The following is a 13532-nucleotide window of genomic DNA, read 5'->3' as shown; positions in this document are numbered from 1 at the left end:
ACGGTTCTTTTGCTTCCTTTTTAGGAAGCAAAAGAACCGTCCCCGTGCTTCCTTCCCCGAATTTTATTAACATTTTTGCAGGAAATTACATATGATAAGAGAAAGTATTTAATAATTGTATACTTAGAGACCAATTGGGAAGAATTAAGAATAAAAAAGGAAGATGGCTTTATGGAAGTACAAAGAAACCTAAGTCACGAGACTGAAAAAACAGCTATAATATTGCCTGTTTGTGGTCTATGTGGTAATGTTCCTAATGAGGGACTCCGGGATGGTATAAAATTAAAGAAGCTTTTTATATGTACACAATGTGAAAATGATATTGTAAACCTTGAAGTGGGAAGCGAAGGTTATGAAAGATTACTAGAAAGAATTAAAAAAACTTTTAAATAAGCACCTTAAAAGGTGCTTATTTTTTATTTTATCTTAAACATAAAATTAATTATACTATATACATAAAGATAAAAGTTGTTGGGGAGAAAAAATGAACAATAATTGTACTAGTAAGACTTTGTGTGTAATTAATCCCACTTCAGGTAATGGACGAACAAAGAAGACGTGGACGTATATTGAGAGGCAACTAAAAGACGAGGGTTTCGAATTTGAGGCCTATGTGACAAAACATCCCGAGGAAGCAACCCATATTACTAGATCAGCATTACAAAACGGTTTTAGTAATATTATTGCGGTTGGTGGGGATGGAACCATAAATGAGGTTCTTAATGGTTTTTATATTGGAGATAAGCGTATTAATAACCAATCAAGTTTATCAATAATTCCTATGGGAACAGCAAGTGATTTTGCTCGTTATTTAAAACTATCTACTAAAGATAAATGCATTAAAAACATCTTTTATCATCAAAAAGAACTATACTGCGACATTGTTAGAACTTCCTTTATTGATTGGACAGGCAAAAAAAATATAAGGCATTTTATTAATGTAGCAGATGTTGGAGTAGGTAGTGAAACGGTAGCAAGAGTTAATCGTAATAGTAAAATTCTTGGAGGTTTTTGGTCTTTTTTTTTAAGCGCACTTATTACTGTAACAACATACAAAAATAGAGATATTACTGTTTTAATTGATGATCAAGAAGTTTTTTCAGGCAAGGCTTGTATTGTAGCTGTTGGAAACTGTAGTTTTTTTGGCGGAGGCATGAAAATAACACCTAAAGCAATATTTAATGATGGACTTATAGATATTGTACTAGTTAAGGATTTAGGAAAACTAGAGCTACTTTATAACCTTCCCAAAGTTTATAAGGGTACTCATTTAGAACATCCTAAAGTTGACTACTATCAAGGAAAAAAGGCAACTATTTTAGCCAATGAAAAGGATGTCTATTTAGAAATGGATGGTGAAACACCAGGAAAAGGTAATATTGAATTTGAAATATTACCATCAGAGATAAAACTTTATATATAAAACCTAGCAGAAAGGTGATAATTTTAAGTGCGTGAAAAAACTCCAATATATACGGCCATAAAAAACTATATAAACCAAAAAAGTTTAAGGTTTCATATGCCTGGTCATATAGGCTCAGCAATTTATTTTGACAATATATTAGAACAACTTGCTAGACTAGATATAACAGAAGTAACAGGATTAGATGATTTTCATCTCCCCCAAGGAATCATAGAGGAAGGCAGGCAAGCACTAACAAGGGCATTTGGAGTCTCAGAAAGTTACTTCTTAGTAAATGGTGCATCATCAGGTATTCATGCATTGTTTTTAGCACTTAGCAATAAAGAAAAAGATACTTTTCTTATCTCTAGAAATGTACACAAATCAGTTTTTGCTGCCATGGTATTAGCAGATGTAATACCAGAATATATAAAATGCCAAACTGACTCATACTTAGGAATAACTGTATCAACAACGAGCGAACAAATTGAGAATGTGTTATCATGTAGTGAAGTAGCTAAAGCTGTATTTATTACTAATCCTAGTTATTATGGAACAGTATCAAATACCAAAAAAATATTCGAAATAGCTAATAAATACAATAAACCATTGCTTGTTGATGAAGCACATGGTGCACATTTTTATTTTCATAGTGAATACCCAACCCCTTCAATTGATGCAGGGGCATATGCTGCAGTTAATGGACTGCATAAAAGTTTACCCGTTTTAAATCAAGGTGCATGTATTCATGTAGGTGAAAATTTTAAAGAAAAGGAGCAATTATTTTCTGCCATAAGTTTATTAACTACTACTAGTCCTTCATATCCTATATTAGCTTCTATAGACTTAGCTCGTAATTTTATAGAAAAAGAAGGACAAGCGTTTCTCGATAGAGCATTAAAATTATCAATTGAATATAAAAGAAAAATAAGTAGCATAAAAGGTATTCACTGCATAACAGATGACTATCTTGGGTATATGGGAATAAACCAGATAGACCCACTAAAGGTGGTTATATCACCTATACAACTTAGCATTAATGGATATGAACTAGCTACAATATTATATGAAAAATATAATATACACATTGAAATGGCAGAACCAAACATTGTTGTTGCTATGTTTTCATTACTTCATACACGTAGTGATTGGAGTACCTTATATAAAGCATTAAAGGATATAGCAAGAATTTATTATACAGATACCAAGAAAAAGAACGAGGTTATAGCTCTACCTCTTCCAAAGGTTACTTTATCCCCAAGAGCGGGATATCGCGCAGCTAGTAAAAAAGTTAAGCTTAACCAGAGCATAAATAAAGTTTCTGCTGAAATTGTAACACTATATCCCCCAGGGGTTCCCTGCTTACTGCCAGGAGAAACTATTACCCAGGAAATTATTGATTACATTACATTTGTCAAAAAAACGGGTGGTTACATTCAGGGGCCTAAAGATGCTAGTATGGAAACTATAGCAATAGTAGATGGTTAAAGCAGTAGGTCTGCTTGATGAATGGCATAATAAGTACTATGCTAAAAATGGAGATAAAGACTAATGAGGAGCATGATGAACATGTTTGCTCAGGCGATTCCATAGCCTAAGTTTAGCTTTTTGCAGTTAAAACAATTATAAATTGGAGTTAAAGATGAAAAAAGGTATTTTTGTTAGTTTAGAAGGCATTGATGGTAGTGGAAAGACCACCCTAAAAAAACTTATAATAGAAAACTATAATAATTATTATCAAATATTGCCTTTAAGAGAGCCAGGTGGCAATAAAGTTTCTGAGAAAATAAGAGAAATGCTTTTAGATGTTAAAAACGAAGGAATACAACCTCAAACGGAAGCTATGCTATATGCAGCAGCTCGTGCTCAACTTGTAGAAGAGATAATTAAACCCGCAATTAAGGAAGGTAAGTTAATTATAGCTGACCGATATATGGATTCAACTATAGCATATCAAGGCTATGGAAGAAATCTAGACATAGACTTTCTTAAGCAATTAAACTATTTGTGTACCAGTGGTTTAAAACCAGACTTAACATTATTATTAGACTTAGAACCTACAGCTGCGCATAATAGAAGAAGTGATAAATTGCCAGATCGTTTAGAAAAAGAAGGCTTAAGCTTTCAATCTAAGGTTAGAAATGGGTACTTAAAAATAGCAAAAGAAGAGCCACAAAGGGTAAAGTTACTAGATGCTAGCCAAAAAATTGAGATAGTTTTAAATAAGGCTATAAAGCTGATAGATAAAGAAATTAAAGGTAAAGGTAGCGAGGTCGATGTTTAGTGAGAGTAGACCGCAACAAAAAAGGCTTTAACAGATACACCTCAGTTAACAAAAGTCAGATACCAGAGGTTAAACGAGGTAAAGAAACAACATTCAACCAAGAGCTAGCAAACTATCAATACATTGATTCCCAGCAAAAATTGCAGGATTTAATTAATGATATTGATAAGCTTGTTAAAAAGCTTAATACTAATTTAAACATTAATGATTTAATGTTATATAAAAAAATGGTCAAAGCGTTTTTGCAAGAAGCAACCTCATTAGCATATTTACTTGAACAGCAACGAGGTCGAGGAAGAAAAGGAAGAACACTATTAATTAGTATAAAAACAGTTGACCAAGAAGTAGAAAAACTAATAAACGAATTTGTAAATCATAAACAAGGACCTATGGAAGTACTTGAAACACTAGATAAAATCAGAGGAATGTTAGTAGATTTAATGATTTAACGGTTAACATTACCCCTGGAGGAGTAGGTGTGGAATATTTTAAAAATATCATTGGACAAGATAAAACAATAAACAAACTAAAAAAAATTATAGATAGTGACAATATAAGCCATGCATATCTTTTTATAGGCAAATCAGGTATAGGTAAAATGCTTACAGCAAGAGCTTTTAGCAATATAATAATAAACAAAGATGATAAGTCAGCACAAATATATTTAAAAGACAATATTCATCCAGATTTATTAATTATAGAAAAAAAAGACAATAAAACAGTAGTAACCAAAGAACAAATAACACAAGAATTAGAGTCATGGATTGCGGTAAAGCCATATAGAGCAAAAAGAAAAATAGCTATAATAAGAGATAGTCACTTAATGAGTTTAGAGGCTTCTAATGCACTTTTAAAAACATTAGAAGAGCCACCCCCTTACGCAAGTATTATATTAATTGCAGATGAGAATAATCTATTAGAAACTATTATTTCACGATGCCAAGCTATAAGGTTTAATTCAGTAACCGAAGATAAAATTGAAGCTTATTTAACCAATAAGTTAAACAATAAAGAAAATGCACCTATAATTGCGTGTCTTTCTCAGGGCAGCTTAGCAAATGCTATAATGTTAGCTGAAGAAAACAAATTTGAAAAACTAATACAAGATACTGAAGAAATAATAAAAGCTCTATCAAAGGGACAAAATATAGCTATTTTCGAAGCAGCAGAAAAAATTGAAGCAGATATACCATTAATTGCAAGCTGTATAGAAACTATTTTACGAGATATATATATTTATAAAAAAACACAAGATGAACAAATAGTATTAATAAAAAACAGTATAAAAATAGCTAAACAAGTACCAAATCTTACTTTAGAATCAATGAGTAAAGCTATAAATAATATCAATAAACTAAAAAGAAAGACTAGGAACAATATTAACCCTATGCTTATAGGTATAAATATTTCATATGAACTTTTTGATGCCTTTATAAAAAAACAGTGATGATTCAAGGAGGTTATAGAATTGGCGTGGGTAGTTGGAGTACGATTTAAACCCGCAGGTAAAGTATATTACTTTGAAGCGGAAGATATAGATATAGATGCAGGAGATTCAGTAATAGTAGAAACAATTCGAGGAATAGAGTATGGAAAAGTAGTAATAGAAAAAAGAAACTTAAGTGAAGATCAATTAGTATTACCCTTAAAAAAAGTTATTCGTAAAGCTAACGATGAAGACGAAAAAAACTTCAAATTAAACAGTGAAAAACAAAAAGAAGCCTTAGACATTTGTCGACACAAAGTAAAACAACATAATTTGCCTATGAGATTAATAGATGTTGAATATACCTTTGATATGGGTAAAATAATATTTTATTTTACAGCCGAAGGAAGAGTTGATTTTAGAGACTTAGTAAAAGATTTAGCCGCCATATTTAAAACACGTATAGAGCTAAGACAAATAGGAGTTCGGGATGAAGCTAAAATGGTTGGCGGTATTGGTGGATGTGGTAGAGTACTATGCTGTAAAAAATTTTTAGGAGAGTTTGAGCCAGTTTCAATAAAGATGGCAAAAGAACAAAACCTATCCTTAAATCCGACTAAGATTTCAGGTACATGTGGAAGACTCATGTGCTGTCTAAAATACGAGTCAGAAGTATATGAGTGCAAAAAAAATGGGGAGGAAATAGATCTGAATGGAGAAAACGGTTCAGGAGCTGAAACAGATAATAAGGGAGCTGATTCTTGAAATAGGAGACCTTAAGGAGCGAATGGCTGTTTTAGAAAAAGAAATAATAGATTCTGATAAAGAAAAAGCGCCTAAAATACCACCCTTAGAAAAAGCACAAATTATTGGTGAACGATATGAAAACTTAAGCTTGATATACCAAGAAGGCTATCATATATGTCCTATGGCTTATGGAGAACCACGATATGGTGAATGTCTATTTTGTTCAGGTTATTTAGAAAAGGAGTAAATTAGTTGATAAATCCATATGATTATCTACAAGAAAATGAAACATTAGATGACTTGCTAATTGGCAATAAAAAAATAATTCAACCAAAAAAAGGCTATAGGTTTTCAATAGATTCTGTTATACTAGCCCATTTCCCTGAGCTAAAAGGAATAAAAACTGCTGTAGACTTAGGTAGTGGTAGTGGAGTTATACCCATAATTTTATCTCAACGACAAAGAAAGATGAAAATAATAGGCATAGAAATGCAACCAGAAATGGTAGCAAGAGCTAAAAGGAGTTTGCTAATTAATGAACTAGAAGAAAGAATAGAGTTTATTAAGACTGATGTAAAAAACATGGAAAAAGAATTAAAAGGAGGATTTGTTGATTTAGTTGTAAGCAATCCTCCTTTTTGGAGAGATAAAGAAGGCAAAATAAGCTTAAACAAGGAAGAAGCTATAGCTAGACACGAACTAGAAATAAATGCTGAACAAATTATTACAAAAGCTTCTTATCTTTTAAAAAACTTAGGGAAGCTAGCTATAATACACCGGGCAGATCGTTTAAACGAACTATTAGAATTATTTAATAGCAACAAAATAGCAGTAAAAAAAATACAAATGGTTCATCCCTTTATCAACAAAGATGCCAAAATGGTTTTAATTGAAGGGCAAAAAAACGCCAAAAATAGTGGAGTAATAATAAAACCACCTATTATTATTTATAATCAACCAGGAGAGTACACACAAGAAGTTCTAAAAACCTATTATGGAAAAGGTGATGACTGATGCAGGGGATACTTTACATATGTGCAACACCAATAGGAAACTTAGAAGATGTTACAATAAGGCTCCTAAAAACCTTAAGAGCAGTCGATTTAGTGGCATGTGAAGATACTCGGCAAACAGTTAAGCTTTTAAATAAATATAAAATAAAGAAGAAACTTGTTAGTTATCATGAGCATAACAAAAAGGGGAAAGAACATTACATAATAAATGAATTAATAAACGGGAAAAACATAGCAGTAGTTTCTGATGCTGGTATGCCAGCAATATCTGACCCTGGAGAAGAATTAGTAAAAAGAGCAATAGAAGAGAACATAAATATAGAAATTATTCCAGGACCATCAGCAGTAATAGCTGCATTAGCTATTTCTGGTGTTGATACATCCAAATTTATATTTGAAGGATTCTTACCTGAACGTCAGGGCAAGAGGCAAACTGAACTTAGAAGAATAGAACCCGAAACTCGTACATCCATATTATACGAGGCTCCTCATAGACTATTAGCCACGTTAGAGGATATTAAAGAAATAATGGGAGAAGAAAGATGGGTTGTAGTGGCGCGTGAATTAACTAAAAAGTATGAAGAAACCAAAAGAGGCACGGTTATAGACCTTATAAATCATTTTAAAACAAATCCAGCAAAGGGAGAAATCTGTATTATTATATCTGGAAAAAAAGAAAAAACAAAGAAAGCTGATATGACCCAAATTATAGAAGAGGTTGAAACTTTAATTAAAAATGGTGAAAATAAGAAAGAGGCCTTCAAAATAAAGGCCCGTGAATATAACATGAAAAAATCAGAAATATATAATTTTTTTGAAAAAAATAAGTCCTAAAGAATATGTATTTAACCGACCTGCTTACTTAACTCAGTTAAACAACTTTTACAAAGATTTTTACCTTTATAATTTAGCACATCTTCTGCATTACCACAAAATAGGCATGCGGGTTCGTACTTTCTAAGAATGATCCTTTCATTATCCACATAGATTTCTAAAGCATCCTTCTCCTCAATACCCATTGTACGTCTAAGCTCTATAGGTATTACTATTCGACCTAGCTCGTCCACTTTTCTTACAACACCAGTTGATTTCATCATTTTAAAATACCCTCCTAATATACAACTTTTCGCGTTTATCTTACACAAACGATACCAAAGATGGTAGAAATAGTCAAGAGTATTTTCTAAATTTTACGACAAAAAATGGGACAATTTCATAAAATATAATTTAAAATGTATTTTTTAACAAATAGTTTTACATAAACTTTCACACGTTGGTTAAAATATCCAAGCCCAAACATGTAAATTTAAACAAAAAAATACAAAACATTTAGCACTTAAAACAACAAATTTTTTAAAAATGATTGTAAAATCATATTAAGAACCTTATACTTCTGTAGAAGAGGATACAAACGGTATTTTGTGGTAAACTATTTATATAATGAAATTAGGGGAAAAATTTAAAAACTATCCTAAGTAGTGTAGCTAAAAACAAATATCAATATTAATTATAAAACAATGGAGGGACTAAATTATGAGTAGTAGGAATACATTTTACATTACAACCCCTATATATTACCCAAGCGATAACCTACATATAGGACATGCTTATACTACAGTTGCAGCTGATTGTATGGCACGCTTTAAAAGGATGCAGGGATATGATGTATTCTACCTGACAGGAACTGATGAGCATGGACAAAAAATTGAAAAAGCAGCAAAAGAAAAAGGCATGCAACCTATTAAATATATAGACGAGATAGTTAGCAACATTCGCAAACTATGGGATTTAATGATGATAACAAATACTGACTTTATTCGCACTACTGAACCTAGGCACCAGGAAGTGGTTAGAGAAATATTCCAAAAAATTTATGATAAAGGCGACATATATATTTCTGAGTATGAAGGACACTATTGTACTCCCTGTGAAACTTTTTTTACAGAAAGACAGCTAGCTGAAGGAAAATGTCCCGATTGTGGTCGAGAGGTTGAACTGCTTAAAGAAGAAAGCTACTTTTTCAATATGTCTAAATATGCAAATCAATTACTAGATCATATAGAAAAGCATCCTGATTTTATACAACCAGAATCAAGAAGAAACGAAGTAACTAGCTTTATAAAAAGTGGACTAGAAGATTTATGTATTTCAAGAACAACGTTTAACTGGGGAATTCCAGTACCATTTAATGATAAACATGTAGTATATGTATGGTTTGATGCACTGATAAACTATATTAGTGCTTTAGGTTATGAAAATGAAGCAAACTATAACAAATATTGGCCAGCAGATGTACATCTAATGGCAAAGGACATTTTAAGATTTCATGCTATAATATGGCCTATTATGCTTATGGCGGCTGACATACCACTACCTAAGCAAGTTTTTGCTCATGGATGGATGCTTCTTGAAGGTGGTAAAATGTCGAAATCAAAAGGAAATGTAGTTGATCCAGTAATACTAGTTGAAAGATATGGTGTGGATGCTGTTAGGTATTATCTCCTAAGAGAACTTAGCTTTGGTCAAGATGGCTATTACTCAGAGGAACTAATGATAAATCGTATTAACTCAGACTTAGCAAACGATCTAGGAAACCTTATTAGTCGCACAATAGCTATGATCAATAGATACTTTGATGGGAAAGTACCTCAAGCTATTGAAACACAAGCAATAGATGAAGAATTAAAAAACACGGCTCTAAAAACATATGAAGAAGCTACACAAAGATTAGAAAAACTAGATTTTGCAAATTACCTTACTTCAACATTTAGGCTTGTTGCTAGAGCAAATAAATATATAGATGAGACAGAGCCTTGGCTTTTAGCAAAAGATGAAGAGAAAAAAGGCAGGCTGGCAACCGTATTATATAATTTAGTTGAATGTATTCGGATAGCTTTAATATTAACTACACCTACGATGCCTCTTTTGGCTACTAGAACAAATGAACAGATACAATTATTTAATGATGTAAAAAACATTAAATGGCAAGAGGCTAGTAAATGGGGAGTTACTCAGCATGGAACTATAGTATCAAAAGGAGCCCCCCTCTTTCCAAGAATTGATATAAAAAATCTAGAGAAAGATCAAGATAATAAAAGCGAAAAACAAAAAAAAGAAAAGCCTCAGCAAAAAGAAGAGGATAAATCAGAGTTTATATCTATTGACGATTTTGCAAAACTTGACTTACGAGTTGCAGAAGTAATTAACTGTGAGAAAATGGAAAAAGCAGATAAACTACTCATTCTAAAATTAAAAGTTGGCGAAGAGGAACGCACTGTAGTTTCAGGGATTGCTCAAAATTACAAACCAGAGGATCTAATAGGAAAAAAAGTAATTTTAGTTGCTAATTTAAAACCAACTAAATTACGCGGAACATTATCACAAGGCATGATTCTAGCAGCCTCAGACGATGATGATTTAGAGGTGATTACTGTAGATAAAGATATTAGTATAGGTAGTAGAGTTAAATAACATAAAAAGTGAGTGATTATTAGTATGTTTATTGATACCCATGCACATTTAGAGGACAAAGGTAATAAATTAAATGATTTATTGCAACGTGCTAAAGATGCTGGAGTCGAAAAAATAATTAGTATCGGATTTAATTATCAATCATCGATTGAAGCAGTTGAAATTGCTAAAAAATATCCAGAGGTATATGCGGTTGTAGGAATACATCCACATGATGCAAAAAGTTACAACAATGATGCAATGGAAGGATTATACAAATTAGCTAAAGATAAAAATGTTGTAGCAATAGGAGAAATGGGTTTAGACTTTTATAGAGATCTATCTCCAAGAGAAACCCAAAGAAAAGTATTTAGAGAGCAAATAAAAATAGCACAAGAACTCTATATGCCTGTTGTTATCCATGATAGAGATGCTCACCAAGAAGTACTAGACATAATTAAACAAGAAAAAGCCGGTAAAAACGAAGGCATTATGCATTGTTACTCAGGAAATCTACCCTTAGCAATAGAATTAATGAAACAAGGATTATATATATCACTAGCGGGTCCTGTCACTTTTAAAAATGCTAAGAAATCTCATGAGGTAGCTGTAAAAGTAACTCAAGATAGATTGCTTATAGAAACAGATAGCCCTTATCTAGCTCCAGAGCCGTTTAGGGGCAAAAAAAATGAACCTGCATACATAAAATACACAGCTGAAAAAATAGCAAAACTAAGAGGTAAGACAACAGAAGAAATAGGATATATAACAAGCTTAAATGCAAAAAAAGTATATAGAATAAATGACTAAAAAATGATTCTGCTGCAAAAAGTAACTACAACAAACTTAAGGCTGAGCAAACATGTTTATCTAAGTTCCGAATAGCAAGACGTGGTGCATAGATCACGGCTAAGTATAAATAAAAAATCATTTTAGATAATAAGTGCTAAGCTAAAATGGAGGTAAAGACCGATGAGTGGTGTGATAAAGCAGTGGAATCAAAAATAACTTTAAAACTAGACATTACAAATAGATAGTGCTAAATAGTTTTTTTATAGCACTATCTATTATTTTTTTTAGGTATAAAAAACATCATATTGTTGAGTTTTGTAAGTGACAGGTACCAGCAAAATTTTTTTATATTATAGAATAAAATAATATAAAAGTGATAAGAATAATAAAAGGTTTGCTTTTAAATCCTATAATTGACTCTAAGTCGATTTTTTAGGTAAAATTACTTTATCTCGGGATATGCTATATTATTAGCAAAGAAAGAGGGAGGAGAAAAATGAATATTAGCTTGTCTAGAATGCATAAAGTCTTACTTGGCATAGTGATTGGAGCATTGCTATTAATAAGCGCTTTCTACGCTTTACAAAAGCCAATTACTATAAAAGTGGATGGGGATGTTATCGAGACAAAAGCACTACTTGTTAGAACAGTAGAGGATGTACTAGAAAGAGAACAAATTATGCTAGGAGACAATGACTTAATTAAACCATCACTAAACTCAATAATAGAAAAAGAAACCGAAATAAAAATTACTCGGGCATCTAAAGTAACAATTAAGGCGGATGGAGAAACAAAAGAAATTTACACAACTCCAATACCAGTTAAAGAAGCAATAAAGCTAGCAGGGATAGAATTAGGTGAAGATGATATAGTTAAAACCTTGCCTAATCCGAAAACAAGTCCCAATCAAGAAATAGAAGTAATAAGAGTTACAAAAGAGGAAAAAACAGTAGAAGAAGAAATACCATATAAAACAGATCGTAAACCAGATGATACTTTAGCTAAAGGTTTAAATCGTACTGTTAGCCAAGGAGCAAATGGGGTAGCCCTAAATACAGTTCAAAAAATTTATCATAATGGCGAAAAAGTTAAAGAAGATGTAATAGACACCGAAGTTATTAAACAGCCCCAAAATAGAGTAATTGCTATGGGTAATATTACCTCAGTATCACGAGGTGGAGATCGCTTAGATTTTAAAGAAGCGATAGAAATGGAAGCAACTGCATATACACACACAGGTAATAGAACATTTACTGGCAAGTGGCCAGAAGTAGGTTTTGTAGCAGTTGATCCAAATGTAATTCCTCTAGGAACAGAACTATATGTTGAAGGATATGGATACGCAAGAGCAGAAGACACTGGAGGACTGATCAAAGGTAATAAAATTGACTTATTTATGGAAGATCGTGCTGATTGTTTAAGTTTTGGACGGCGAACCGTTACAGTATATGTTTTGGAATAAAAGCGGAAACTCCGCTTTTTTTTTTGCCACTTTTTCCCGCGTTTTAAATCCTTAAAAAAACATAAAACTAAAAATAATCGGGAAAAGGAGGTGATAAAATGAAAAGAAAAATAGCCTTGTTCTTATGCATTTCTTTTATAACATCTATATTTATGATGGGTTGTGGAACAGCTGCTCAACGTCCCGTTCCACCAGAGCAGGAACAAGATCAAACAACAGATTTATCCACATCAGAAAGAAGAGTTATGGCCAGCAGCATATCGAACATTGCTGAACAAGTAGAAGGAGTAGAAAGAGCAGCGGTAGTTGTAACTACAGAAGCTGACACTATGAATTTAGATCAACAACCAAATGGAGTCAGCCCAAGTCCTGATGTAATAGATACTCCCCCTCCAGAAGGTGCTGATGTAAGAGATAATGCAACAGGTGTGAGAGATGATGCAACAGGCGTAAGAGATGATGTTACAACACCTAGAGACACAAATGTTGGTCAAGATGGCAGAACAGTACCTATGCAGGATGGACAAGCACCAATGAGAGATGTTAGTCCTACACCAAGAGACATAGGAGCACCCGGACCTACAGAAGATAGAGTAACAGTAATGGTTGGACTTGATATGAATGATGAAGCTGCTGATGATGCAAACAGAAGGCAAGAAATTCAACAAGAGGTTGTTACAAGCATTGAAGAGAGTGACCCTCGAATTGAAGAAGTTCTTGTAACAACAGACCCAAATCTCGTTAGACAAATTAATGATATAGCAGCAGGAATCATTGATGGAAGACCAATTCAAGAATTTCAAGAAGATATTATTCAATTAAACAATGAAATACAACCTGAGAGAAGATCATTTTAAAAATAAATAATAATAAAACAATAAGCCTGGGATTTCACCCGGGTTTTTGTTTTGAATAAATCAAAAAATAGGGAATAATATAGTATAATTAAAAAGATT

15 protein-coding genes are annotated in these 13532 nt (G+C 32.4%); 14 read left to right on the top strand and 1 reads right to left on the bottom strand.

Translation table 11 applies throughout. The annotated features are described in order from the left end of the window. The first annotated feature begins 75 nt into the window (after positions 1-75). The 10 genes from SYNTR_RS09835 (at position 76) to rsmI (ending at position 7706) form a co-directional block, all read left to right on the top strand. Entirely contained in the window at positions 76-393 is a 318-nt protein-coding gene (locus SYNTR_RS09835) for a sigma factor G inhibitor Gin (protein ID WP_197079103.1), read from the top strand. 91 nt (positions 394-484) lie between these two features. Next, on the top strand, positions 485-1423 hold the full coding sequence (locus tag SYNTR_RS09830) for a diacylglycerol/lipid kinase family protein (RefSeq protein ID WP_156204352.1): 939 nt from the start codon (positions 485-487) through the stop codon (positions 1421-1423). A gap of 27 nt (positions 1424-1450) precedes the next feature. Next, the gene (locus SYNTR_RS09825) at positions 1451-2890 is read left to right on the top strand and encodes an aminotransferase class I/II-fold pyridoxal phosphate-dependent enzyme (protein WP_156204351.1); all 1440 of its coding nucleotides are present in this window, start codon (positions 1451-1453) and stop codon (positions 2888-2890) included. A gap of 154 nt (positions 2891-3044) precedes the next feature. Then, positions 3045-3686, top strand: coding sequence for a dTMP kinase (gene tmk, locus SYNTR_RS09820; RefSeq protein WP_156204350.1), 642 nt, complete (start codon positions 3045-3047; stop codon positions 3684-3686). Then, positions 3686-4135: a YaaR family protein gene (locus SYNTR_RS09815; RefSeq protein WP_156204349.1), complete on the top strand. Its 450-nt coding sequence runs from the start codon at positions 3686-3688 to the stop codon at positions 4133-4135. Before tmk ends, SYNTR_RS09815 begins: the two co-directional genes overlap by 1 nt. Before the next feature lie 29 nt (positions 4136-4164). Next, positions 4165-5133: a DNA polymerase III subunit gene (locus SYNTR_RS09810; protein ID WP_197079102.1), complete on the top strand. Its 969-nt coding sequence runs from the start codon at positions 4165-4167 to the stop codon at positions 5131-5133. Between the two features lie 21 nt (positions 5134-5154). Next, positions 5155-5877: a PSP1 domain-containing protein gene (locus SYNTR_RS09805; protein WP_156204347.1), complete on the top strand. Its 723-nt coding sequence runs from the start codon at positions 5155-5157 to the stop codon at positions 5875-5877. Continuing rightward, positions 5825-6106 (top strand): initiation control protein YabA, encoded by a 282-nt coding sequence (locus SYNTR_RS09800; RefSeq protein ID WP_156204346.1) that lies wholly within the window; start codon positions 5825-5827, stop codon positions 6104-6106. Before SYNTR_RS09805 ends, SYNTR_RS09800 begins: the two co-directional genes overlap by 53 nt. Positions 6107-6111: 5 nt before the next feature. Continuing rightward, positions 6112-6873, top strand: coding sequence for a tRNA1(Val) (adenine(37)-N6)-methyltransferase (locus tag SYNTR_RS09795; protein ID WP_156204345.1), 762 nt, complete (start codon positions 6112-6114; stop codon positions 6871-6873). Beyond that, entirely contained in the window at positions 6873-7706 is an 834-nt protein-coding gene (gene rsmI, locus SYNTR_RS09790) for a 16S rRNA (cytidine(1402)-2'-O)-methyltransferase (protein ID WP_156204344.1), read from the top strand. The genes SYNTR_RS09795 and rsmI overlap by 1 nt, the downstream gene beginning before the upstream one ends. Positions 7707-7717: 11 nt before the next feature. On the opposite strand, the gene SYNTR_RS09785 is transcribed toward rsmI, so the two are convergent. Then, positions 7718-7966, bottom strand: coding sequence for an AbrB/MazE/SpoVT family DNA-binding domain-containing protein (locus SYNTR_RS09785; protein WP_156204760.1), 249 nt, complete (start codon positions 7964-7966; stop codon positions 7718-7720). Between the two features lie 439 nt (positions 7967-8405). Between SYNTR_RS09785 and metG the strand changes: the two genes are divergently transcribed. The 4 genes from metG (at position 8406) to SYNTR_RS09765 (ending at position 13433) form a co-directional block, all read left to right on the top strand. Next, entirely contained in the window at positions 8406-10343 is a 1938-nt protein-coding gene (metG, locus tag SYNTR_RS09780) for a methionine--tRNA ligase (RefSeq protein ID WP_156204343.1), read from the top strand. 12 nt (positions 10344-10355) lie between these two features. After that, positions 10356-11132 carry a TatD family hydrolase gene (locus SYNTR_RS09775; RefSeq protein WP_279285952.1) on the top strand — a complete coding sequence of 259 codons (777 nt, stop codon included), beginning with the start codon at positions 10356-10358 and terminating at the stop codon, positions 11130-11132. 478 nt (positions 11133-11610) lie between these two features. Continuing rightward, positions 11611-12576 (top strand): 3D domain-containing protein, encoded by a 966-nt coding sequence (locus SYNTR_RS09770; protein WP_156204342.1) that lies wholly within the window; start codon positions 11611-11613, stop codon positions 12574-12576. Positions 12577-12674: 98 nt separating this feature from the next. Beyond that, positions 12675-13433, top strand: coding sequence for a YhcN/YlaJ family sporulation lipoprotein (locus SYNTR_RS09765; protein WP_156204341.1), 759 nt, complete (start codon positions 12675-12677; stop codon positions 13431-13433). Positions 13434-13532: the final 99 nt, after the last annotated feature.

Origin of the sequence: Candidatus Syntrophocurvum alkaliphilum (genome assembly GCF_009734445.1) — a bacterium.
Lineage (GTDB): Bacteria > Bacillota > Syntrophomonadia > Syntrophomonadales > Syntrophomonadaceae > Syntrophocurvum > Syntrophocurvum alkaliphilum.
This window is presented reverse-complemented; position numbering and strand designations above follow the sequence as displayed.